Origin of the sequence: Actinocrinis sp. (genome assembly GCF_035653575.1) — a bacterium.
Classification (GTDB): Bacteria; Actinomycetota; Actinomycetes; order Streptomycetales; family Catenulisporaceae; genus Actinocrinis.
Genome location: NZ_DASRBQ010000081.1, coordinates 18,142 through 40,242, shown reverse-complemented (window position 1 = coordinate 40,242; position 22,101 = coordinate 18,142). Strand labels below are relative to the sequence as shown.

Genomic DNA, 22,101 nt, shown 5'->3' with positions numbered 1-22,101 from the left:
GTTCGGCGGCGCGGCCAGCCTCGAGAAGTTCGGCAACGTCCTGGTCTCCGGCGAGGACCGCTACGGGCACAACCGCTTCGTCGACAGCACGGTGGACGGTTTCCGCTTCCCGGTGCGCACCCCGGCGGGTGTGGCATGAGCGCGGCGGACGCGGCCGGGAACCAGGTCGAGCAGTGGGTGATCGGGGCGTGCCGCGACCTCGGTGTCGAGCTCGACGGGGCCGAGGACGACCTCTTCGCGGCCGGCGCCACCTCGCTCACCGCGATCAGGCTGATCGCCCGGGTCGAGGAGGAGTTCGGCGAGGACGCGCTGCCGCCCGACGACCTTTACGAGCACAGCACAGTGGGCGCCATCGCCGCGACCATCCGGCGCAACACCGCCGGCGCCGCCGATCCGGCGCGGTCCGCCGCGGCGCGGTGACCGGGGAGCGCGGATGTCCGACGACGGCGATCGCTGGGTGGTGGCCATCCGCCCCGCCGAACCGGCGGCGCGCCTCCGGCTGATCTGCCTCGCCTACGCCGGCGGCAGCCCGGACATGTTCCGGGCCTGGTCCGCCGGCGTGACACCGGATGTGGAACTGCTCACGCTCAGGCTGCCCGGCCACGGGAAGCGGATCAAGGAAAAGCCGTATCAGCACTGGGACACGCTCGTAGCGGACGTGTACGCGGCGCTCGCGCCGTACCTGGCCGCACCGCACGCGTTCTACGGCCACAGCTTCGGCGGAAGACTCGCCTACGAGCTCGTGCACCGGGCGAAGAAGGATCACCTGGACGGTACCCGCAGACTGTTCGTGTCGGGCTGCCGCAGCCCGGACGTCCCGCAGGTGCGGCCGTACATGCACGAACTCGATCTAGCAGGATTCTGCGACGCACTGCGGCACATGGGCGGGACTCCGGCCGAGTTCCTGGATACCCCGGGCGTGCGCGACCTGCTGCTGCCCGTGGTGCGCGAGGAGATCCGCCTTGCCGAACTGTGGACCGACTGGCACGGGCAGCCCGTCGACGTACCGATCACGGCAATGTACGGCATCGATGATCCGGTCGACACCCGCGCGGCGATGAGCGGTTGGGCCTCGTTCACCACGCGCGGCGCGGAGCTGCTGGAAATGCCCGGCGGCCACTTCTTTCCCGACACCCACTTGTCCGACCTACTCAAGGCCATCGACCGCCGAATCGGAGCCGGGGATGGATGAGCTCGAAATCACCGACAAAGCGCTGGAAGCCCACCGGCTGCTCAACCGCACTACCGCGACCTATCCCGCACAGGCCAGCGTCTCAGAGCTCTTCGAGCAATGCGTAGCGCTGTTCGGCGACTCGGTCGCGGTGGTGCACGGCTCACGGCGTTTGACCTATCGGGAGCTGAACGCCCTCGCCAACCGCATCGCCGCGAGCCTGCTCGCGCACGGAACCTGCGAAGGCCGGATCGTGGGGGTCTGCGCGCGACGCAGCCCGGAACTGATCGCGTCCTTACTCGCCGTGCTCAAGTGCGGCGGGGCGTATCTGCCGGTCGACGCCTCATGGCCGGACGACCGGCTCGCGGCCCTCTTCGAGCAGGCGCAGTGCACCGTGGCGCTCGGCGACGCGGCCGCCAACCTGGCCGCGCGGCTGCCCGGCGTGACCACGGTGTCTATTGAAGATGCTGCAGAAGCAGACGCCGCCCACGATCCCGGGAACCCGGCGGTCACCACGAGCGCCGAGGCGATCGCGTACGTCAACTTCACCTCCGGGTCCACCGGCCGGCCCAAGGCCGTACCGATTCAGCACCGTGCCATCGCGCGCCTCGTCTTCCGCGCCCGTTACACCACCCTCGACGAATCGAGCGTGCTGCTCCAACTGGCTCCGGTCACCTTCGACGCGGCGACCTTCGAGATCTGGGGAGCGCTGCTGCACGGCGGCACCTGCGTCCTGTACCCCTCGGCGTTCGTGCGCTTCTCCGAACTGCAACGCGTGCTGGAACAGGAGAAAGTCACCGACGTCTTCCTCACGACCGCGCTGTTCAACTCGATCCTCGATGAGGCGCCGCAGACGCTCGACAGCGTCGGCCGCATCCTCACCGGCGGCGAAGCACATTCGCTCCGGCACATCGCCCGCGCCCTGGAGCGGTACGGTCCGGATCGGCTCACCAGCGTTTACGGGCCCACGGAGTGCACCACCTTCGCCACCTATTACCCGGTGCGCGCGCTGCGCGCCGACGAGAACGCGCTGCCGATCGGCGTGCCCATCCAGAACACCCGCGCCTACGTCGTCGAGGCCGGTCGGCTGTGCGAGCCCGGCGAAACCGGCGAGGTGCTGCTCGCCGGGCCCGGTCTGTCGCCCGGCTACCTCGCGTCGCCCGAGGCCACGGCCCACAGCTTCACGACTGTACGGCTCGGCGGCGTCATCGAGCGGGTCTACCGCACCGGCGATCGCGCTTACCTTCGCGACGACGGCGTGCTCGTCTTCCAAGGACGCCTCGACGACCAGGTGAAGATCAACGGGTACCGGATCGAACTGGGCGAGGTCGCCCACCATCTCGACGCGTGCCCGGCGGTGCGGCAGAGCCATGTCCTGGTGACCGAGGATCCGGCCGGGCAGAAGAAGCTGGTCGCCTTCGTCGTTCCCGAACACGAGGGCTGCACCCCGGCAGCGGTGCGCGGGTACCTCGCCGGGCGGCTGCCCGGCTACATGATTCCGGGTGAGATCCGAATACGGCACGCGTTTCCGCTCTCGGCGACGGGCAAGGTTGACCGCGCGGCGCTCCTCGCCGCGAGCCCGTAGCCCGTCGAGCTACCGCCACGCACCGCCGCCGAGCACCACGGCCGAGAACCGCCGCCAAGAACGACCAAGACCACTGAGATCAGGAGCTTCACCTGTGACGCTGAGCAAACGAGCACGACAGTTCCAGCAGACCCTCGACGAGCGTGGCCTCGGGCTGACCGTTCAGGAGCTGCCGGACTCCACGCGCACCGCGGACGACGCCGCCCGGGCCCTGGGCTGCTCGAAGGCGCAGATCGTCAAGTCGCTGGTGTTCCGCGCCGCCGCCACCGGCGCCCCGGTGGTCGTGCTCGCCAGCGGTCCGAACCAGGTCGACCTCGACACCGTGGCCGAGCGGATCGGCGGCGGGATCGAGAAGGCCGACGCGGACTTCGTCAAGAGCGCCACCGGATACGCCATCGGCGGGGTGCCGCCGTTGGGCCACAAGGAGCCGGTCACCCTGCTCGTCGACGAGGATCTGCTGACCTTCGACGAGGTCTGGGCGGCGGCCGGCACGCCCAACGCCGTGTTCAAGATTCCAGGGAAGATCACCGAGATCCTGCCCGAGCACACCGTGCTGAAGGTCAAGCGCGGCTGACGGCTCGGGCGCCGCTCGTGGCCGTCGGGTCGAACCCAGCGCCGACCCGGCGGCCACTCAGGCGCGCCGCGCCGCCTCCGCCACCGGGCCGCAGAGCCCTGACAGGAACTTTCGCCCGCGGGAAGGCGACGCCATGGACGCGCACACGATACGGCGACTGGTCGATGAGCTCTGGACGCGATCGGCCCTGCCGAGCCTGGCCGAGTTCGTGCGAATCCCGGCGCTCTCCCCGCTGTACGACGCGTCCTGGGCGGCGAACGGCCATCTTCAGGCAGCGACCGAGCATGTCGGCGCGTGGATCAAGGCGCGCGCACTACCGGGCGCCCGCATCGAGGCGTTGACGCTGGAAGGCCGCTCGCCACTGCTGATCGCCGACATCCCGGCGACGGCGGGCGCCGCGGCGCGAAACGCCGGCACCGTGATCCTCTACGGCCATCTCGACAAACAACCGCCGCTCGACGGCTGGTCCGCCGGGCTTGAGCCCTGGAAACCGGTACTGCGCGACGGCCGACTGTATGGTCGCGGCGCAGCGGACGACGGTTATTCGGGCTACGCGGCGACGACGGCGCTTGAGGCGGTTCGCGCGGCCGGCGGGGAGCACGCGCGCACGGTGATCCTGCTCGAAACCTGCGAGGAGTCCGGCAGCACCGATCTGCCCGCGTACCTCAGCCTGCTGAGTGAGCGGCTCGGAGACGTGTCGCTGCTCGTCTGCCTCGACATCGGGGGCATCGACTACGAGCGCCTTTGGCTCACCGACAGTCTGCGCGGCCTGGTTCAGCTGACGGTGACCGCGCGTGTGCTCGAAACCCCGCAGCATTCGGGACTGGCCGGCGGCATCGTCCCCGATCCGTTCCGCATTCTGCGGCACCTGCTCGACCGAGTCGAAGACGCGGCGAGCGGGGAGATAAAGATCCCTGCGATGCACGTGGCACTGCCGCCGGAGCGCCGCACCGCGGCTCGCGACGCCGCCGCGCTGGCGCCGGGCCTGATCGCGGGACGCTTCCCGATGGTCGCGCCGCTTCCGGCCGCCGACGCGGATGACGCAGAGCTCTTGCTCAACAACACCTGGCGGCCCGCGCTGACCGTCACCGGAGCGGCCGGGCTTCCGAGGCCGGCGGACGCGGGCAACGTGCTGCACTCAGCGGCCTCGCTCAAGCTCAGCTTCCGTGTGCCGCCGACCGCCGATGCGCCGGCCGCGCTCGCCGCGCTGGAAAAGACGCTGACGAGGGACGTACCGGCCGGCGCGAAGGTCGAGCTCTCAGACCGGCTCACCATGAACGGCTGGGCCGCGCCCGCGCCGGCACCCTGGCTGCGCGCGGCGCTGGCGCGGGTCGGCGCCGAGGTGTTCGGCCGTCCCCACGCCGTCCTCGGCTGCGGAGGCTCGGTGCCGTTCATGGAACTGCTCGGGCGGAGGTATCCGAACGCTGACTTCCTCGCCACCGGCGTGCTCGGCGCCGACTCGAACGCGCATGGCCCCGACGAGTGGCTGAACATCGCGTTCGCGCAGCGAGTGACCGAAGCCGTGGCGCACATCCTGGATGCGCACGCGCGCAAGTAGGCGGCGCGCCGGTCAGCTCTCGCCGCAAATTCAGACGACCGGAACCACGGCCACCGGCGTAGTGGCGTGCGACAGCAAACCCTGCACGACGTAGCCGGCACCGACCGAAAGCGGGCTGTGCTTACGGTGCGCGCCGACGACGAGCAGCCGCGCGCCGCGTGACGCCTCCAGGAGCATCGGCACGGGGTTACCACGCATCGGACTCACGAAGACCTTGACGCCCGGATACTCCTCACGCAGTGCCTTGATAAGCCCTTCCACATCCACGGCGTGGTCGCGCTCGGCCATTCCGATGTCCGCCGAGTAGTAACCGCCGTAGGCCGCCTGCGGCCACCAGGCGCGCACGACGTTGAGCGTCGCGCCGAGTTGCGCCGCCAGTGCGAACGCGAAGCGGATCGGTGCCTCGTGCTCCTCCGGCTCCACGCCCAGCACGATCGCGTTCTCCGGCTCGCTCGGCTCGTCCGCGCGCACCACGGCGATCGGGCCGTGGGAGTGCCCGGCGAGCTTCAAGCTGACCGATCCGAGCAGCAGCCCGGCGAAGCCACCGTGCCCGCGGGTGCCGGACACGACGAGGGTCGACTCGTCGCTGAGGGCCACCAGCGTCTGCGGCGCGCCCTGGTCGAACAGCTCGGTGTCGACGATCACTCCGCGGACCTTCTCCCGCAGCGTGCGCGCCACCTGGCCGAGCAGTGCGGCGCCGTGCTCCCTGCGGTCCTCGGTGTAGCCGACGGCCGTGGAGTAGACGCTGGTCGCGCCCAGATCGAGGGCGTGCACGAGGAGAAGCGGCACACCGAGGTCGACTGCCAGGCGAGCAGCCCAAATCGCAGCGTGCAGCGCGTTGTCAGAGGAGTCGACGCCGACGACGATGCGCTGCGGCGTCGAAGGTGTCTGAGTCATGACAGCTCCAAGACGATCACAAGTCCGCGCAGAGCGCCACGGATCAACGCCCTGCCTTCTACCTCATGCTCCTGCGCGCGCCGGCCGACGGTCAGGGGCGTTCGGCCCGGGCCGGGCGGGACTTGTCCCGGGCCGCCCGGCCCTGCCGAGTCGGCCGCCGCGGCAGCAGGCTGAGGCCGGGAAAGGCTGTTTCACCAGGAGGCTTTGATGATAATCGCCGTCAACGGATTCGGCCGGGTCGGCCGGGTCTTCACCCGCATCGCGCTGGAGCGCGGGCTCGAGGTCGTCGCGGTCAACGACGTGACCGACGCCGCGACCCTGGCCCATCTGCTGGCCCACGACTCGACCTACGGGCGCCTGCGCGGCCGGGTCGAGCACGCCGACGACGCGCTGATCGTGGACGGCCGCAAGATCGCCGTGTTCGCGCAGCGCGACCCCGCGCAGCTGCCGTGGTCGCAGCTCGGCGTCGACCTCGTGATCGAGTCGACCGGCAAGTTCCGCACCGGCCCGCTGGCCGCCGCGCACCTGGAGGCCGGCGCCCGAAAGGTGCTCATCTCCGCGCCGGCGAAGGGCGCGGTCGACGTGACTGTCGTGATGGGCGTGAACCAGGACGACTACGACCCGGCACGCCACCACGTCATCTCGAACGCGTCCTGCACCACCAACTGCGCGGCGCCGATGGTCGACGTGCTGCACCGGCACTTCGGCCTGGTGCGCGGCTTTCTGACCACCATCCACGGCTACACCAACGACCAGCAGCTGCTCGACGGCCCGCACAAGGACCTGCGCCGGGCCCGGGCCGCGGCGCTCAACGTGATCCCGACCAGCACCGGCGCTGCCAAGGCGATCGGCCTGGTCATCCCGCAGACCGCGGGGCTGCTCGACGGCATCGCGGTGCGCGTCCCGGTGCCGACAGGATCGCTGGTGGACCTGGCCGCGGTGCTGTCCCGCCCGGCCACCCCCGCGGAGATCAACGCGGCCTTCGCGCACGACGCCGAGGAGCGGCTGCGCGGCATCCTGCGGGTCTCGGACGAGCCGCTGGTCTCCACCGACATCGTCGGCGACCCGGCCTCGTGCGTGCTCGACGGGGCGCTGACCCAGTCGAACGGCGAGCTGGTGAAGGTCTTCGGCTGGTACGACAACGAGTGGGGTTACACCGAGCGGCTGGCGGACCTGGCCGAGTACGTCGGCGCCCGGCTGTAGCAACGGCGACGCACGGGCGCGGCGCTCCGCCTGAACGCCTCAACCGCCCGAAGCGAAGGAGTGCCCCGGGACATCCCGGGGGCACTCCCTTATGGCGGGGATCAGCAGATCAGTACACGGGAGTGCGGAACGGCAGCCGCTGCGGCTGGTCCTCGCCGGGCTCGGGAGTCAGGTGGTCGACGACCTCGATGACTCCGTCGATCGTCTGCACCCGCGCCGCCGTGTCGCGGGTGACGAACTCGTTCTCCATCCGGCCGCTGAGTGTCACCACACCGTCGGCGATCTTCACGTCGATGGAGTGCGGGTCCACGCACATCTCGCTCAGCAGGACCCTGTTGAGGATCTCGTCGTGGATCTCGACGTCTGAACGCAGGAACGGCACGAGCAGGTCGCCGCGGCTGACCACGCCGAGTAGCCGGCCCTCGGCGTCCACGACGGGCAGCCGCTTGACGTTGTGCTTGCTCATCAGCAGCGCGGCGCTGTTCACGTCGGCGTCCGGGCCGATGGTGATCGCCGGGCCCGTCATGAGGGTGTCGGCGGAGACCGCGTGGGCCTTCGTCCGGGAGGCGCGGCTGTGCCAGGTCGCCGGGCGATGGGCGGCCGAGGTCGAACGCGCCAGCGCGGCCTCCTTCTCGATCAGGTCGGCCTGGGACACGATGCCCAGGACGTGCCCGGTCTCGTCGACCACCGGCACCGCGCTGATGCCGTAGTCGAGCAGGACGCGCACGATCTGCTTGTACGGCGTGTACACGCGCACTGAGACCGCCTCGCTCGTCATCACGCTGCGTACGGTTGCTGACATCAGCGACCTCCTCGACGTCGGCCTGCCACTCCTCGTCCGTCCAGCGTCGCGCGGAACGCGGGCACCGGACACGGTCGAAGGTCCCGTCCGGGACCGGCCGGCCGACACCGCCGCCTCGCCGCAGTCGCACCACAGCAGTGCCATAGCGGTGCCGCAGCGGTGCCGAGTCCCGGCCCTTCGGCCCACCAGGCCCGGGTCTCAGGACCCTGGGACCGGCGGGGGGCGGCAGGCGACGATGCCAGGGAGGAGGCGGAGCGTCATGTACCAGATCAGACTGCACGGCCGCGGCGGCCAGGGCGTCGTCACCGCCGCCGAGCTGATCGCCTGGGCGGCGATCGCCGACGGCCGCTACGCGCTGGCTTTCCCCAGTTTCGGCTCGGAGCGCACCGGCGCTCCGGTCGAGGCGTACTGCCGGATCGACGAGCGGCCGATCCGGTCCCGCGAACCGGTGACCGAGCCCGACCTGGTGATCGTCCTCGACGCGACGTTGCTGCGCCAGCGCTTCGTCTTCGACGGCCTCAAGCCCGGTGGCACCGCCCTGATCAACACCGGCCTGATCAACACCAACCTTGTCAGCACTGCCCTCACAGGCGCCGCGGCGGCTGAGGACGCGACGGCCGCCGCCCTGCTGGCCAACGGCACATCAGGCCGCGCCGCGGGGAACGGCGCGGACGTGGCGAAGATCGGCCTGACCCGGTCGGCGGCCCGAGACGCGGCCGGCATGAGGCTGTGCGCCGTGCGGGTGCGCACCGTGCCCGCCACCGAATTCGCCCGGCAGCGCACCGGCCGCCCGCTGCCGAATGCGGCCATGCTCGGCGCCGCCGCAGCGGCGACCGGAATCGTCCCGCTCGCCGCCGTGCGCGACGCGATCGCCGCACGCTTCTCCGGCCGGGTGGCCGAGGCGAACGCCGAGGCCGCCGCAGACGCCTTCGAGCACATCCGGAGCGGCGGCGACCGCTTCTATGACGACGGCGGCCTCAATAAGGACGGCGGCTCCGATGCGGACGGCGACGCCCGCGCCGGTGCGGAACCGGCCGCGTATTCGACCTCGGAGGTGCCCGGTGCCCGCTCCTGACGTATCCGCGCGCCGCCGCTCCCGCACCGGTGCGGAACCGGCCGCGTATTCGACTTCGGAGGTGCCTGGTGCCCGCTCCTGATGTATCCGCACGCCGCGGCGCCACGCCTGCGGCCGCTCCCAATCTCGCTACCGCCGCCCCTGATGCCGCCACCGCCGCCACCGCCGCCAAGGCCGGCCGCGCCGACGAGCAGCAGGCCGGGCCAGGACGCGCCGTCGAGGGCTCCCGCGCCGTCGCCGAGACGGTCGCCCGCTGCCGGCCGCAGGTGGTGCCCGCCTATCCGATCTCGCCGCAGACCCACATCGTCGAGGCGCTCAGTGCCCTGGTACGTCAGGGCGAGCTCGAGCCCTGCGAGTTCGTGAACGTCGAATCGGAGTTCGGCGCGATGTCGCTGTCCATCGGCGCCTCGGCCGCCGGAGCGCGCACCTACACCGCCACCTCGAGCCAGGGCCTGCTGTTCATGGCCGAGGCGCTGTACAACGCCGCGGGCCTCGGCCTGCCGATCGTGCTCACGGTCGCGAACCGCGCGCTCGGCGCCCCCATCAACATCTGGAACGACCAGAGCGACTCGCTCTCCCAGCGCGACAGCGGCTGGATCCAGCTCTACGCCCGCGACAACCAGGCCGCCTGCGACCTGCACCCGATCGCGTTCCGCCTGGCAGAGGAGCTGTCGGTGCCGGTGATGGTGTGCATGGACGGGTTCGTACTCACCCACGCGGTCGAGCGCATCGCCGTGCCTGAGCAGGAAGCCGTCGACGCCTTCCTGCCGACGTACCGGCCGCAGCAAATTCTCGACCCGGGCCTGCCGATGTCCATCGGCGCGATGGTCGGGCCCGAAGCCTTCACCGAGGTGCGCTTCCTCGCCCACGGCCGGATGCAGCGGGCGCTGCTGCGGATGCCGGAACTGGCCGAGCGCTACGCGAAACTGGTCGGCCGCCCGGCCGAGGGCCTGGCCCGCGGCTACCGGCTTGAGGGCGCGCGCACGGTGTTCCTCGCGATGGGTTCCGTGCTTGGCACGCTCGAAGACGTGATCGACGAGGCCCGCGCGGACGGGCTCGCCGTCGGCGCGGTGGAACTGACCTGCTTCCGGCCCTTCCCCGCGGACCGGCTGCGCACCCTGCTGGCCGGAGCCGAGCAGGTGGTCGTGCTCGAACGGGCCTTCTCCACCGGCGCCGCCGGGGTCATCGCCCCGGAGCTGATCGCAGCGCTGGCCGACCCGCCCGCCGTGCCGGCCCGCTGCAGCACCGTGGTCGCCGGGCTCGGCGGCCGCCCGATCACCAAGAAGGCGCTGCGCACGCTCGTGCGCGACGCGGCGGCGTCCCGAGTGGCCCGGTTCTCCTTCCTCGGCCTGGACCGCGACCTGCTGTCCCGGGCCGGTTACGGCCGCGCCTCCGACGACGCTCCCGGATCGACCGCCGAGCGGCTGCTCGCCCGGCTGCACGCGCGGGAGGAATCGCGATGAAGTTCTACCAGGTCGGCTCGCTCGCGGTCGGCAACCGGCTGCTGCCCGAGGAACAGCGCGCCGCACAGTCCGACCCGAAGCGTGCCAATAGTCTGATATCGGGGCACCGGGCCTGCCAGGGCTGCGGCGAGGTGCTCGGCGCGCGCTACGTGCTCGACGCCGCGATGCGCGTGTCGGACGGCAAGCTGGTCGTGGTGAACGCCACCGGTTGCCTTGAGGTCGTCTCAACGCCCTTCCCGGAGAGTGCCTGGCGCGTGCCGTGGCTGCACTCGCTGTTCGGTAACGCCCCGGCGGTCGCCTCCGGCGTGGCCGCGGCGCTCAAGGCCCGAGGGCGCGCCGATGTCAGGGTGCTGGGTCAGGCGGGTGACGGCGGCACCGTCGACATCGGACTCGGCGCCCTTTCCGGCATGTTCGAGCGCAACGACGACGTCCTGTTCGTCTGCTACGACAACCAGGCCTACATGAACACCGGCGTGCAACGTTCGGGCGCCACGCCTCCGGCCGCCCGGACCGCGACGACACCCGTCGTGGCCGGCATTCCCGGTAACCACTTCGGCCAGGGCAAGGACGTGCCCGCGATCGCGATGGCGCACCGCATCCCGTACGTCGCCACCGCGACGGTCGCCGATCTGCGCGACCTCGAGGCGAAGGTGGAGCGGGCGATGGGGTTCACCGGAGCGCGATATCTGCACGTGCTGGTGCCGTGTCCGCTCGGCTGGGGCGCGGCCTCGTCGCAGACCATCCGGCTGGCCAGGCTGGCCACCGAATCAGGGCTCTTCCCCTTGTTCGAGGCCGAATACGGCGAGCTGACCGCGGTCACCCCGATCCGCCACCGCGTCCCCGTGGACGAATACCTGCGGCCGCAAACCCGCTATGCGCACCTGTTCCCGAACGGACACCGCGACGGCCGCCCGGATCTGGTCGCGCGCATCCAGGAGCAGGCCGACCGCAATATCCGGGTGTACGGGCTGCTCGACGCGACCGGCCCCGGCCGTGAGACCACCGGTCAGGGAGCGTAGCCATGGACGACGTGCGCGAAGCGAAGAGCGAGCACCCCTTCGCCACCACCCTCGACCCCGGCAGCAGCCGCACCAACCACACCGGCGCCTGGCGCGTCGAGCGCCCGGTCTACCGGCACGTGCTGCCGCCCTGCCAATCCGCCTGTCCCGCCGGAGAGGCAGTACGCGACTGGCTCTACACCGCCGAGGACGGATCGTATGAAGCCGCGTGGCGGCGGCTGATGCTCGACAATCCGCTGCCGGCCGTCATGGGCCGCATCTGCTACCACCCGTGCGAGACAGCGTGCAACCGCGGGCTGCTCGACCAGTCCGTCGGCATCAATTCCGTCGAACGCTTCCTGGGCGACGAGGCGATCAAGCAGGGTTGGACGGTGCAGGTCACCGCCGAACCGACCGGACGCCGCGTCCTGGTCGTCGGCTCCGGCCCGGCCGGACTGTCCGCCGCGTACCAGCTCGCCCTGCGCGGACACCAGGTCACCGTGCGCGAGGCGGCGGCCAAGCTCGGCGGGATGATGCGCTACGGCATCCCGCGTTACCGGCTGCCGCGCGAGGTGCTCGACGCCGAGATAGCCCGCATCGCCGCGCTCGGCGTGCGCTTCGAGACCGAGAGCTGCGTCGACGACCTCGACGAGGCGCTCGCCGCCGACGGCTTCGACGCGGCCTTCCTCGGCGTGGGCGCGCAGAGCGGTAAGAACGCTTACATACCGGCCGGCGACAGCGCGCACATGCTCGACGCGCTCACCATGCTGGCCGCGGCCGAGGACCACTGGCCGCTGCACCTGGGCCGCCGAGTCGCGGTCTACGGTGGCGGCAACACCGCGATGGACGCCGCCCGCACCGCGCGCCGGCTCGGCGCCACCGAGGCGGTCGTGGTGTATCGCCGCACCCGGGACCGGATGCCCGCTCATGAGTCAGAGCTCGAAGAGGCGCTGGCGGAGGGCGTGACAGTGCGCTGGCTCTCCACCATCACGCACGCCGACCGCGGCCGCGTCGCGGTGGAGCGGATGGAGCTTGACGAGACCGGATTCCCGCAGCCGACCGGCGAATTCGAGACCCTGGCCGCGGACACCGTGGTGCTCGCCCTCGGCCAGAGCGCCGAGCTCGACTGGCTGGCCAGGGCGCCCGGGATCGCCGTCTCGCACGGGACGATCGACGTCGACTCCGCCTACGCCACCGGCCGGCCCGGCGTCTACGCCGGCGGCGACGCGATCGACGGGGAGCGCACCGCCACCCAGGCGATCGGCCACGGAGCCGCGGCCGCGCGCGCCATCGACCGGTACCTGCGCGGCGTGGCCGCCGAACCGGCCGCCGCGCCGCAGAACCCGATCCCGATCGACGACCTGAACACCTGGTACTACAGCGACGCGCCCGCGACGGTGCGCCCGAGCCTTGAGGCCGCGCGCCGCGTGGACACGTTCGCGGAGATCGTGCACGGCCTCACCGAGGACAACGCGCTCTACGAAGCCCGCCGCTGCCTGTCCTGCGGCAACTGCTTCGGCTGCGACAACTGCTACGGCGTGTGCCCCGACAACGCGATCACGAAGCTCGGCTTCGACGCGGACGGGCAGCCGCGCTACTCGATCGACCTCGACTACTGCAAAGGCTGCGGACTGTGCGCCGAAGAGTGCCCGGCCGGGGCGATCGCCATGATGACCGAGCCAGCAGAAGAAGGCACTGATCATGAGAGTATTGGTATGCACAGCGAGTAGGCACGGCGCCACCGCGCAGATCGGCGACGCCCTCGCCAAGGCGCTGACGGACAACGGCGTGCCGGCCGACGCCCGCACCCCCGACCAGGTCGCCGACCTGCAGGGCTACGACGCGCTCGTGCTCGGCAGCGCGGTGTACATGGGCAGCTGGCTGCCCAGCGCCCGCCGGCTGGTCGAGCGGATCTCCGGGCAGCTGAGCGGCCGGCCGGTCTGGCTGTTCTCCAGCGGACCGGTCGGCGAGCGCGGCTCGGACAGCTCCAAACCCCCGGTGGATGCGTCGCAGGTCATCACCGCCACCGCGGCCCGCGACCACCGCGTGTTCGGCGGCCGGATCGAGCGTGCGCAGCTCGGCATCGTGCACCGCACCATGATGGCGGCGATGCACATCGCGGACAGCGACGAGCGCGACTGGGACGAGATCGCGGCCTGGGGCAAGCACATCGCCGAAGAGCTGCTGACCGGCGCACAGCCGCAACCCGGACCGCAAACCGGGCCGGAGACCGAAGCGGGCGGTGCGCGATGACCGCCGCATACACCCCAGCGCCACCCGCCCCCGCGGCCGGCTTCCAGCGGCCGGTCACGGTCGAGGCCAGGCTCGACGCACCGCTCTCGCGGTGGCTGTGGCTCGTCAAATGGCTGCTGGCGATCCCGCACTACGTCGCGCTGTGGTGCCTGAGCGTGGCCTACTTCGTGCTGAGCATCGTCGCGCTGTTCGCGATCGTGTTCACCGGCCGGTACCCGCGCGGGATCTTCGAGTTCAACGTCGGTGTGCTGCGATGGGGCTGGCGAGTCGCGTACTACTCGTACGGCGCGCTGGGCACCGATCGGTACCCGCCGTTCACGCTCGCCGACGTCCCCGACTATCCGGCGCGGCTCGCGGTGGCCTACCCCGAGCAGCTTTCGCGGGGCCTGGCGCTGGTCAAGTGGTGGCTGCTGGCCATTCCGCAGTACGTCATCGTCGGCATCTTCCTGGGCGGCTACCGGTTCGCCGGCGTCCCGAGCGTCGGCCTGATCGGCCTGCTGGCGATCTTCGCCGCCGTCGCGCTCGCCTTCACCGGCGCGTACCGGCCGGAGATCTTCGAACTCGTCATCGGCCTGAACCGGTGGGTGCTGCGGGTGATCGTCTATGTCAGCCTTATGACAGACGTCTATCCGCCGTTCCGGCTCGACCTCGGCGAGCGCGAGCCGGAACCGCAGATCTCTGATCAACCCCCGGTCTATTAGCGGATACGAGCTCTTAGCAGATACGGGGGAGCTGTTCGCCGACGAGCATGTCGACGATGCGGTAGGCGCCGACGAGCGTGTGAAGCGCGACGCGGCCCGCGTTGTCCGCCACGGCGGTGCCGATGCGCACCGCCTCGGCGCCCTCGGGGCACGAGCGTATCGCGGCGAGCACGGCGTCGGCGCTGGCCGGGTGGACGAACGCGACGGCGCAGCCCTCGTTGGCCACGTGCAGCGGATCAAGCCCGAGCAGATCGCAGGCCGCCGCGACGACGGGCGGCACCGGAATCGCGTCCTCCTCGACCAGGATGCCGACTCCCGACGCCTCGGCCAGCTCGTTGAGCGCGGAGGCGAGCCCGCCGCGGGTCGGGTCGCGCAGCGCGTGCACGTCGGCGCCGCCCGCGTCGAGCATCGCCTGCACCAGGCGGTGCAGCGGCCTGGTGTCCGAGCGCAGCTGCGGATCGGCGTCGAAGCCGAGGTCCTCGCGGGTGGCCAGCACCGTCACCCCGTGCAGGCCGATCGGTCCGGAGAGCAGGATCGCGTCGCCGGGCCGGATCGCGGTGGCCGAGCAGCGGGCCCGCGGCGCGCGGCGGCCGAAGCCGGTCGTGGTGATGAACAGCTTGTCCGCGCAGCCGCGCCCGACCACTTTGGTGTCGCCGGCGACCACTGGAACGCCGGCCCGCGCGGCCGCCCGGCCGACCGACGCGACGAGGCGGCGCAGGTCGGCCAGCGCGAAACCCTCCTCCACGATCAGAGCCACGGTCAGCGCGAGCGGCTGCGCGCCGCGCATCGCCAGGTCGTTGACCGTGCCGTGCACCGCCAGCGCGCCGATGTCCCCGCCCGGGAACTCCAGTGGGTCCACCACGAAGGAGTCGGTGGTCACCACCACGCTCCCGGAGCGCAGGTCCTCGCTGCCCGCGCCGCCGCCGGCACTGCCGTCAGCGGGGGCGATGAAGGGCTCGAGGTCGAGCACCGCGGCGTCGTCGAGGCTGAGGTCCGCGGCCGCCGCGCCAAGGCCCGGCACGATCACGTCGTGCAGCAGGCGCGCGGAGAGCTGGCCGCCGGAGCCGTGCCCAAGCAGCACCCGCTCGTGCTCCGCGTGCGGCGCCGGGCAGGTCGCCTGAACCGGATCGTTGATCACTGACATGGGCTTCTCACCTGCGATTCAGAACACTGGTCAGGTCGGTGACGGGAACGGGGCGTGCCGCCCTGCGTCCCGCGCAGTAGAAGGCCGCGCAGGTGCCCTCGCCCGACACCATCGGCGCACCGAGCGGGTTGCGCGGCGTGCAGTCGGTGCCGTACGCCGAGCAGTCGGTCGGCAGCGACTGTCCGGTCAGGATCCGCCCGGCGATGCACCGGGGCTCCTCGACCGCGTGTACGTCGCCGGTGCCGAAGCGCTCGTCGGCGTCGAAGCGGGCGTACGTTTCGGCCAGCCGCAGGCCGCTGGCCGGGATCGGGCCGACACCGCGCCAGGTGCGGTCCGTGACCCGGAACACCCGGCGGATCGCGTCCTGCGCGGCGCCGTTGCCGGTGCGCCGCACCGCGCGGGCGTACTGGTTCTCGACCTGTGCGCGGCCCTCTTCCAACTGACGGACCGTCATGAGGATGCCTTCGAGCAGGTCTAAGGGTTCGAACCCGGTCACCACGATGGGCACCTGATACTTGGCCGCCAGCGGCTCGTACTCGGTCCAGCCCATCACCGCGCACACGTGGCCCGCCGCGAGGAAGGCCTGTACCTCGCAGTGCTCTGCTTCCAGGATCGCGGTGAGCGCCGGGGGCACCAGCACGTGGCTGACCAGGATCGAGAAGTTCGTCACCCCGAGCCGCTCGGCGACTAGTACGGCTCCCGCGTTCGCCGGGGCGGTGGTCTCGAACCCGACGGCGAAGAAAACCACCTGCCGGTCCGGGTCGGCCCGCGCGAGGCTCACCGCGTCCATCGGCGAGTAGACCACCCGCACGTCCGCGCCGGCCGCGCGCAGCTGCGCGAGCGAGGTGCGCGAGCCCGGCACCCGCAGCATGTCGCCGAAGGAGGCGAAGATCACCTCGGGTCGCGAGGCGATCGCCAGTGCCTTGTCGATGATCTCAAGCGGAGTGACGCACACCGGGCAGCCCGGGCCGTGGATCATCCGGATCCCGGCCGGCAGCAGTTCGTCAATGCCCTGACGCACGAGAGTGTGGGTCTGCCCGCCGCAGACCTCCATGATCCGCCACGGCCGGGTAGCGGTGGCGCGCAACTGCGCGAGCAGCGTGCGGGCCAGCGCCGGGTCGCGGTATTCGTCAAGGTACTTCATCGCAGCGGCTCCCCGAGCTCCTGCGTGACCTGGTCGCCCATGGCGCGCAGCACGTCGAGCGTGCGCAGTGCCTCCGCCTCATCGACCCGTGCGATGGCGAACCCGACATGTACGATCACGTATTCGCCGATCACCGCGTCCGGGATGTACGCCAGGCAGGCGTCTTTGCGTACGCCGCCGTAGTCGACCAGTGCGATCGGAAACGGATCGCTCTCGCGGATCTGCGTGATCCGTCCCGGAATGCCCAGGCACATCGCGCTCACCTCTCGCTGAGACGAGCCGCGGCGATGGCGGCCTGGCCGTAGCTGATGCCGCCGTCGTTGCACGGAACCCGTTGATTCACGAAGACGTCGAGGCCGGTGTCCTCCAGGCTGGAGACGACCGCCGCGGCCAGTCGGCGGTTCTGCCACACGCCGCCGGAAAGGCACACTGGTTTGGCGCCGACGACGCGCACGGCTTGTTCGACCATTGCGGTGGTCGCCTCGGCGATGGCCTCATGGAAGCCGGCTGCCAGGCGTGCGGTCGACGTACCCGCGGCCACGCCGTCAAGCAATGCGGCCAGCGTGGGGTGCGGATCGTAGACGCAGAGCCCGTCCACGCGCACCAAGCGCCACGGCAATGCCGGCGCGGACACCGCCCCCGCGGCGTTCTCCAACGCGATTGCCGCCTCGCCTTCGAAGCTGATTCGCGCACCGGGAGGTAGCGCGGCAGGCAGACCGAGCAACGCAGCCACCGCGTCGAAGAGCCGGCCCGCACTGGAGGCCGCCGGGCAGTTGATCCGCCGCGCCACCATGCGCAGCACGGTGGACACCTCACGCGGATCGAGCTGGTCAGTGAAGCAGGACACTGCTTCGCCGTCGAACTGCCCGCCGCCGAACTGTCCAGCGCCGAACCGCTCCAGCCCCGCGAGGTAGCCGAGCGCCATCCGCGCCGGATGCAGCACGGCGGCCGGACCGCCGGGCAGCGGAGCGCGGGCAAAGCGCCCGAGGCGGGTGTATCCGTGCAGGTTCGCGACCATCACCTCACCGCCCCACAGCGTTCCGTCCTCGCCGAGCCCGAGGCCGTCATAGGCAACCCCGATGACGTCCTCGGTCAGTCCGTGTTCGGCGGCGCAGGAGGCGATGTGCGCGTGGTGGTGCTGGACCGCAATCCGCCGGTTCTCAGGGAAATGATCCGCATACCGGGTCGAAAGGTAGCCGGGGTGCAGGTCGTGCACGACGTACTCGGGCACGATGGCGTGCAGCCGGCTGAGTCGGCGCAGACAGCGGTCGAAGGCCTCGTGCGTTGCCGCGTCCCCGAGGTCGCCGATGTGTGCACTCGTGATCGCGGTGGCGCGCTGCGCGAGGGTGAAGGTGTGCTTGAGATGCGCGCCGACGGCAAGCAGCGGACGGCGCGCCGCGATCGGGAGGGACAGTGGCGCCGGGGCATAGCCGCGGGCGCGGCGCACGACGGCCGGCCGGTCGGCGCTCACGGTCGTCACCGAGTCGTCGTAGCGGGCCAGGATCGGCCGGTCATGGCCGCAGATCCCGTCCGCGACCGCGTGCAGCCTGGCTCGGGCGGTCTCGTCGTCGATCACGATCGGCTCGCCGCCGAGGTTGCCGCTGGTCACCACGAGGGGCCGGCCCATGGCGCGCAGCAGTAGATGATGCAGCGGCGTGGTGGGCAGGAACAGGCCGAGGGTCGGGCTCTCTTGGCGCACCCCGGGCGCGATGGGGAGGCGTCCGCGCGGCGTACGCGGCTCGACCAGGACGATCGGCCGCGCCGGGCCGGTCAGCAGTTGACGCTCAAGCGCGGACAGCCGGGCGTAGGCCTCGGCTGAACGCAGGTCGGCGACCATCACGGCCAGCGGCTTGCTCGGGCGGTGCTTGCGCTTGCGCAGCAGCGCGACCGCCGCTTCGTTTGTCGCGTCGCACACGAACTGGAAGCCGCCCAGGCCCTTGAGCGCAATGATGCCGCCCCGGGCCACACAGGCCGCGGCGGCCCTCAGTGCTTCCTCGCCGAGCGTTTCCCGATCGCGCGCCTCTTCACCCAGTGTCGCGATTTCACACCGTGTCGCGATCGTGAAGTCGTGCCAGTGCAGCCGCGGCCCGCACTCCGGACAGGCGACCGGCTCCGCATGAAAGCGGCGGTTCGCCGGATCCCGATATTCGGCCGCGCAGGCTTCGCAGAGCTCGAATCCAGCCATCCCGGTGCGCCGCCGGTCATAAGGCAGATCGTCGATGATGGTGGCGCGCGGCCCGCAATCTACGCAGTTGATGAACGGATACCGGTAGCGGCGGTTCCGCGGATCGAAGAGCTCTGCCAGGCAGGCGTCGCAGATCGCGGTGTCCGGAGGCACGTCGCGGTGCGCGGGCGCCGCCGCGCCGCCCGAGGCGGCCTCAAGGGCGAGCGACTCCTCGATCACGAACCCGGCCGGCCACCCGCCGTCACGCGCGGGCAGCTGTACCAGCGTGGCGATCGCGGCCAGCGGCGGGGCCTCCGCGCGCAGCCGTGCCTCGAAAGCGTCGAGCGCCTGTGGACGGCCCTCTGCGTCGATCAGGACGGTGCCGCCGGTGTTGCGCACCCGCCCGGCCAGCGCCAACTCGGTCGCCAGCCGGTGCACGAAGGGCCGGAAGCCGACGCCCTGCACCGTCCCGCGCACCTCCCAGCGGCGCCGCTCGCAGCCGGGGGCCGGCGGGTCCGCGGCCGTCGGGTCGCGTCGGGCGTGCAGCGGGTGCGGCAGCGTCGCGGTCATGCCCTCAGCGTCGCGCGCGGTGGCAGGACCCTCACAGGGCCGCTCGACCGGCCGGCCCCGGGACCTTGGTCCCGGCCCGCGCCGATCGAGAGCACGCCGAGTATCTCCCGGCTGATCCGCCCGGCCAGCGCGGGCACGGCCTGCGCCACGGGTGCGGACAGCGGGGCGCCGAGCCGGAAGTCCCGCCCGTGCACCGCGTAGAGGATCAGCCGGCCGGGCAGCCGATCGAGCACTCGGCCCAGGCGCACGGCCGCGCCCACTCCGATCGCGTGCCCGTTGCCGGCGGGTTCACCACCGGGTACCGTCTCACCCTGCCGCTGCGCCGATCCGGATGTCGCGGCGGCGGCGAAATCGTGCCGGTAGACGAATCCGAATCGCTCGGAACCGCCGCGTACCGCGTCGATCACCAACGCGTAGCGGAAGCCCTCCCACAGGTCGATCATCCGGGCCGGCTCGCCGTCGCAGCGGGCGAGCAGCGCATTGTCGGAGACGGACGGCCGCTTTCGCAGGGCCTCGATGACGGCGCCGCCGAATCCGTCGTCGCCGCGCAGATCGGTGCCCACGCCGATCACGATGGTCTCGAAGGCTGACATGGCGCTCACCTTCTGGTCACGTCGAGGTCCAAGAAATGTGCCGAGCACGAGATGCAGGGGTCGTAGTTGCGAATCGCCTGCTCGCAGTGCAGGGTCAGGTGCTCGTCGTCAAGCTGCGCTCCGGCCTGCACCACCAGCCGCAGGTCGGCCTCGATGGCGGCCTGATTCTGCGCGGTGGGCGGCACGATCCGCGCGGCCGTGATCACGCCGCGCTCGTCCACGTCGTAGCGGTGGTAGAGCAGGCCGCGCGGCGCCTCGGTGGCGCCGTGGCCGCGGCCGGCCCGCGGCTCGACCGGCACGAACGGCGGGTCCGGCGGCTGGTAGGCCTCGATGATCGCGCGGGCCTCGGCGACGGCCTGCACCACCTCGACGGCGCGCACCAGCACGGAGCGGAACGGATTGCGCTCGAGGCGGCCGAGGCCGGCGGTGCGGGCCGCTTGCGCCGCGACCGGCCACAGCCTCGGGCCGGCCAGGTTGTAACGCGCCAGCGGGCCGGTCAGGTAGGTGCCGACGCCGCGCAGCTTCGCGTGCAGCGCGGTCGAATGCGGGACCTGCGACTCGCTGACGTAGTGTTCGAAGTCCTCCAGCGGGAAGCCGACGCCGGCGGTGGTGATCACGCCGAGCCCGGACTCGATGGGATAGCGCGGGCCCGCGCCGCCGGTCGCCAGGCTGCGGCTTCCGCCGTGCGTCCCGGCGTCGTCCAGCGCGAGCAGCGCGTGCGGCGTCTCGAACTCGGGGAACGTAAAGTCCCCGGCCCACCGCGCGGTCTCCAGCGCCGCCTCGAGGGCGTCGTCCAGCCGGTTCTTGAACGCGTCGAGCTCGCTGCGCGCCGGGGCCCGGTGGAAGCCGCCGACCCGTACGTTGATCGGGTGGATGGCCCGCCCGCCGACCACCTCGACCAGGTCGTTGCCCGTCTTCTTCAGGGCCAGGCCGCGGCTGACGACCGCGCGGTGGTCCTTGGCCAGCTCGATGGCGTCGGGATAGCCGAGGAAGTCCGGGGCGTGCAGCAGGTAGATGTGCAGCGCGTGGCTCTCGATCCACTCGCCGCAGTAGAGCAGCCGCCGCAGCGCGTTGATCTGCGGCGGCACCGTCACGCCACAGGCGTCCTCGATCGCCCTGCAGGCGGTGAGCTGGTAGGCGACCGGGCAGATCCCGCATACCCGCGCGGTGATATCCGGCGGTTCGAGGTAGGAGCGGCCGCGCAGCATGGCCTCAAAGAATCGGGGAGGCTCATAGATGTTCAGCCGCGCCTCGGTCACCCGACCGTGGTCGAGCACGACGCGTAGTGCGCCCTCGCCCTCCACCCGGGCGAGCGAGCCCACTTCGAGCAGCCGTTCCTGACGGTGCGTCATGGCCGTCCTGCCTCCTTCTCGTCGCCCGCCGCCGCGGCGTCGCGCTCGATCTGCGCGCCGAGGGCGCGGAAGGCCGAGTCGGCGGGATTGGCCGAACTCAGGGTGCGCAGCAGGGCGTCGGGCGAGGCGCCCTCGGCCAGCAGCAGCCGGGCCATCGCGCGGACGCGAGCCTGCCGGGTCGAGCCGAAGCACCCGAAGCAACCGCGCTGGAAGGCCGGGCACAGCGCGCCGCAGCCGGCGTGGGTGACCGGGCCGAGACAGGGCGTGCCGTGCACGACGGTGACGCAGACCGCGCCGCGCGCCTTGCACTCGTAGCAGACGCTGCGATCCGGGATCGCCGGCTGCCGCCCCGCCAGATAGGCGGTGATCACCTCGAGCAGCTGGCCGCGGTCCACCGGGCAGCCGCGCAGCTCGTAGTCGACCTTCACGTGGTCCCGGATCGGCGTCGAGTTCTTGAGGGTGCTGAGATATTCCGGGGTGGGATAGACCGCGGCGGAGTACTCGGCCACGTCGGCGAAGTTCCGCAGCGCCTGGATGCCGCCGCTGGTGCCGCAGGCGCCGAGCACGACGAGGTACTTGGACTGCGCGCGCACCTCGCGGATGCGCTCGGCGTCCTCGGGGGTCGTGATCGAGCCCTCGACCAGGGAGAGGTCGTACGGGCCCGGCGCCACCGAGCGGGTCGCCTCGGGGAAGGAGGCGATGCGCACCCGTCCGGCCACCGCGAGCAACTCGTCCTCGCAGTCGAGCAGGGAGAGCTGGCAGCCGTCGCAGGAGGCGAACTTCCACACCGCGAGGCTCGGCGCGGCGGTCTCGGTGACCTCGGGCTGAGGAGTGACGGTCGCGGGGGACATGGT

20 protein-coding genes and 1 pseudogene are annotated in these 22,101 nt (G+C 71.6%); 12 read left to right on the top strand and 9 right to left on the bottom strand.

Annotated elements, in window-relative coordinates; all coding sequences use genetic code 11:
- Positions 1-135 precede the first annotated feature (135 nt).
- The 5 genes from VFA06_RS12225 to VFA06_RS12205 all read left to right on the top strand — a co-directional run bounded on the left by VFA06_RS12225 (position 136) and on the right by VFA06_RS12205 (position 4,888).
- Complete coding sequence (locus tag VFA06_RS12225) at positions 136-420, top strand: acyl carrier protein (RefSeq protein ID WP_324840625.1); 285 nt, start codon at positions 136-138, stop codon at positions 418-420.
- 13 nt (positions 421-433) lie between these two features.
- A complete protein-coding gene (locus tag VFA06_RS12220) occupies positions 434-1,192 on the top strand; it encodes a thioesterase II family protein (protein WP_324840624.1) in 759 nt (252 codons plus the stop codon).
- Positions 1,185-2,756, top strand: coding sequence for an amino acid adenylation domain-containing protein (locus VFA06_RS12215; RefSeq protein ID WP_324840623.1), 1,572 nt, complete (start codon positions 1,185-1,187; stop codon positions 2,754-2,756). Before VFA06_RS12220 ends, VFA06_RS12215 begins: the two co-directional genes overlap by 8 nt.
- A gap of 94 nt (positions 2,757-2,850) precedes the next feature.
- Positions 2,851-3,330 (top strand): YbaK/EbsC family protein, encoded by a 480-nt coding sequence (locus VFA06_RS12210; protein WP_324840622.1) that lies wholly within the window; start codon positions 2,851-2,853, stop codon positions 3,328-3,330.
- A gap of 133 nt (positions 3,331-3,463) precedes the next feature.
- Complete coding sequence (locus VFA06_RS12205) at positions 3,464-4,888, top strand: M20/M25/M40 family metallo-hydrolase (protein WP_324840621.1); 1,425 nt, start codon at positions 3,464-3,466, stop codon at positions 4,886-4,888.
- 30 nt (positions 4,889-4,918) lie between these two features.
- Here the strand turns inward: VFA06_RS12205 and VFA06_RS12200 are convergent, their stop codons facing one another.
- Positions 4,919-5,785 (bottom strand): universal stress protein, encoded by an 867-nt coding sequence (locus tag VFA06_RS12200; protein ID WP_324840620.1) that lies wholly within the window; start codon positions 5,783-5,785, stop codon positions 4,919-4,921.
- Between the two features lie 207 nt (positions 5,786-5,992).
- Here VFA06_RS12200 and gap point away from each other — a divergent pair, with 207 nt between their 5' ends.
- A complete protein-coding gene (gene gap, locus VFA06_RS12195) occupies positions 5,993-6,988 on the top strand; it encodes a type I glyceraldehyde-3-phosphate dehydrogenase (protein ID WP_324840619.1) in 996 nt (331 codons plus the stop codon).
- Between the two features lie 109 nt (positions 6,989-7,097).
- Here gap and VFA06_RS12190 read toward each other — a convergent pair whose 3' ends face one another.
- Positions 7,098-7,790 (bottom strand): CBS domain-containing protein, encoded by a 693-nt coding sequence (locus VFA06_RS12190; protein WP_324840618.1) that lies wholly within the window; start codon positions 7,788-7,790, stop codon positions 7,098-7,100.
- Between the two features lie 259 nt (positions 7,791-8,049).
- Between VFA06_RS12190 and VFA06_RS12185 the strand changes: the two are divergent.
- The 6 genes and pseudogenes from VFA06_RS12185 to VFA06_RS12160 all read left to right on the top strand — a co-directional run.
- Positions 8,050-8,736, top strand: a pseudogene (locus VFA06_RS12185) (2-oxoacid:acceptor oxidoreductase family protein); the annotation flags it as partial.
- 197 nt (positions 8,737-8,933) lie between these two features.
- A complete protein-coding gene (gene porA, locus VFA06_RS12180; RefSeq protein ID WP_324840616.1) occupies positions 8,934-10,328 on the top strand; it encodes a hypothetical protein in 1,395 nt (464 codons plus the stop codon).
- On the top strand, positions 10,325-11,347 hold the full coding sequence (locus VFA06_RS12175) for a thiamine pyrophosphate-dependent enzyme (protein WP_324840615.1): 1,023 nt from the start codon (positions 10,325-10,327) through the stop codon (positions 11,345-11,347). The genes porA and VFA06_RS12175 overlap by 4 nt, the downstream gene beginning before the upstream one ends.
- A 2-nt stretch (positions 11,348-11,349) precedes the next feature.
- The gene (locus VFA06_RS12170; protein WP_324840614.1) at positions 11,350-13,056 is read left to right on the top strand and encodes an NAD(P)-binding protein; all 1,707 of its coding nucleotides are present in this window, start codon (positions 11,350-11,352) and stop codon (positions 13,054-13,056) included.
- Positions 13,028-13,579, top strand: coding sequence for a flavodoxin domain-containing protein (locus tag VFA06_RS12165; protein WP_324840613.1), 552 nt, complete (start codon positions 13,028-13,030; stop codon positions 13,577-13,579). Before VFA06_RS12170 ends, VFA06_RS12165 begins: the two co-directional genes overlap by 29 nt.
- Entirely contained in the window at positions 13,576-14,280 is a 705-nt protein-coding gene (locus VFA06_RS12160; RefSeq protein ID WP_324840612.1) for a DUF4389 domain-containing protein, read from the top strand. Before VFA06_RS12165 ends, VFA06_RS12160 begins: the two co-directional genes overlap by 4 nt.
- A 13-nt stretch (positions 14,281-14,293) precedes the next feature.
- On the opposite strand, the gene hypE is transcribed toward VFA06_RS12160, so the two are convergent.
- From hypE to VFA06_RS12125, 7 genes are read right to left on the bottom strand one after another with little or no spacing between them, the layout of a single operon-like run.
- Positions 14,294-15,424, bottom strand: a complete 1,131-nt coding sequence (gene hypE / locus VFA06_RS12155) for a hydrogenase expression/formation protein HypE (protein WP_324840611.1) — start codon at positions 15,422-15,424, stop codon at positions 14,294-14,296.
- A 7-nt stretch (positions 15,425-15,431) separates the two neighbouring features.
- A complete protein-coding gene (hypD, locus tag VFA06_RS12150) occupies positions 15,432-16,568 on the bottom strand; it encodes a hydrogenase formation protein HypD (protein ID WP_324840610.1) in 1,137 nt (378 codons plus the stop codon).
- A complete protein-coding gene (locus VFA06_RS12145) occupies positions 16,565-16,822 on the bottom strand; it encodes a HypC/HybG/HupF family hydrogenase formation chaperone (RefSeq protein ID WP_324840609.1) in 258 nt (85 codons plus the stop codon). The genes hypD and VFA06_RS12145 overlap by 4 nt, the downstream gene beginning before the upstream one ends.
- A gap of 5 nt (positions 16,823-16,827) precedes the next feature.
- Entirely contained in the window at positions 16,828-19,302 is a 2,475-nt protein-coding gene (hypF, locus tag VFA06_RS12140; protein ID WP_324840608.1) for a carbamoyltransferase HypF, read from the bottom strand.
- Entirely contained in the window at positions 19,299-19,895 is a 597-nt protein-coding gene (locus tag VFA06_RS12135; protein ID WP_324840607.1) for a hydrogenase maturation protease, read from the bottom strand. The genes hypF and VFA06_RS12135 overlap by 4 nt, the downstream gene beginning before the upstream one ends.
- Before the next feature lie 5 nt (positions 19,896-19,900).
- Positions 19,901-21,247 carry a Ni/Fe hydrogenase subunit alpha gene (locus VFA06_RS12130; RefSeq protein WP_324840606.1) on the bottom strand — a complete coding sequence of 449 codons (1,347 nt, stop codon included), beginning with the start codon at positions 21,245-21,247 and terminating at the stop codon, positions 19,901-19,903.
- The gene (locus tag VFA06_RS12125; protein WP_324840605.1) at positions 21,244-22,098 is read right to left on the bottom strand and encodes a hypothetical protein; all 855 of its coding nucleotides are present in this window, start codon (positions 22,096-22,098) and stop codon (positions 21,244-21,246) included. Before VFA06_RS12125 ends, VFA06_RS12130 begins: the two co-directional genes overlap by 4 nt.
- Between the last annotated feature and the right edge of the window lie 3 nt (positions 22,099-22,101).

What these genes read in the sequence shown, in the direction of transcription:
- VFA06_RS12225 (WP_324840625.1), top strand. Translation starts at nt 136, where the DNA reads ATGAGCGCGGCGGACGCGGCCGGGAACCAGGTCGAGCAGTGGGTGATC.
- VFA06_RS12220 (WP_324840624.1), top strand. Translation starts at nt 434, where the DNA reads ATGTCCGACGACGGCGATCGCTGGGTGGTGGCCATCCGCCCCGCCGAA.
- VFA06_RS12215 (WP_324840623.1), top strand. Translation starts at nt 1,185, where the DNA reads ATGGATGAGCTCGAAATCACCGACAAAGCGCTGGAAGCCCACCGGCTG.
- VFA06_RS12205 (WP_324840621.1), top strand. Translation starts at nt 3,464, where the DNA reads ATGGACGCGCACACGATACGGCGACTGGTCGATGAGCTCTGGACGCGA.
- VFA06_RS12200 (WP_324840620.1), bottom strand. Translation starts at nt 5,785, where the DNA reads ATGACTCAGACACCTTCGACGCCGCAGCGCATCGTCGTCGGCGTCGAC.
- gap (WP_324840619.1), top strand. Translation starts at nt 5,993, where the DNA reads ATGATAATCGCCGTCAACGGATTCGGCCGGGTCGGCCGGGTCTTCACC.
- VFA06_RS12190 (WP_324840618.1), bottom strand. Translation starts at nt 7,790, where the DNA reads ATGTCAGCAACCGTACGCAGCGTGATGACGAGCGAGGCGGTCTCAGTG.
- VFA06_RS12175 (WP_324840615.1), top strand. Translation starts at nt 10,325, where the DNA reads ATGAAGTTCTACCAGGTCGGCTCGCTCGCGGTCGGCAACCGGCTGCTG.
- VFA06_RS12170 (WP_324840614.1), top strand. Translation starts at nt 11,350, where the DNA reads ATGGACGACGTGCGCGAAGCGAAGAGCGAGCACCCCTTCGCCACCACC.
- VFA06_RS12165 (WP_324840613.1), top strand. Translation starts at nt 13,028, where the DNA reads ATGAGAGTATTGGTATGCACAGCGAGTAGGCACGGCGCCACCGCGCAG.
- VFA06_RS12160 (WP_324840612.1), top strand. Translation starts at nt 13,576, where the DNA reads ATGACCGCCGCATACACCCCAGCGCCACCCGCCCCCGCGGCCGGCTTC.
- hypE (WP_324840611.1), bottom strand. Translation starts at nt 15,424, where the DNA reads ATGTCAGTGATCAACGATCCGGTTCAGGCGACCTGCCCGGCGCCGCAC.
- hypD (WP_324840610.1), bottom strand. Translation starts at nt 16,568, where the DNA reads ATGAAGTACCTTGACGAATACCGCGACCCGGCGCTGGCCCGCACGCTG.
- VFA06_RS12145 (WP_324840609.1), bottom strand. Translation starts at nt 16,822, where the DNA reads ATGTGCCTGGGCATTCCGGGACGGATCACGCAGATCCGCGAGAGCGAT.
- hypF (WP_324840608.1), bottom strand. Translation starts at nt 19,302, where the DNA reads ATGACCGCGACGCTGCCGCACCCGCTGCACGCCCGACGCGACCCGACG.
- VFA06_RS12135 (WP_324840607.1), bottom strand. Translation starts at nt 19,895, where the DNA reads ATGTCAGCCTTCGAGACCATCGTGATCGGCGTGGGCACCGATCTGCGC.
- VFA06_RS12130 (WP_324840606.1), bottom strand. Translation starts at nt 21,247, where the DNA reads ATGACGCACCGTCAGGAACGGCTGCTCGAAGTGGGCTCGCTCGCCCGG.
- VFA06_RS12125 (WP_324840605.1), bottom strand. Translation starts at nt 22,098, where the DNA reads ATGTCCCCCGCGACCGTCACTCCTCAGCCCGAGGTCACCGAGACCGCC.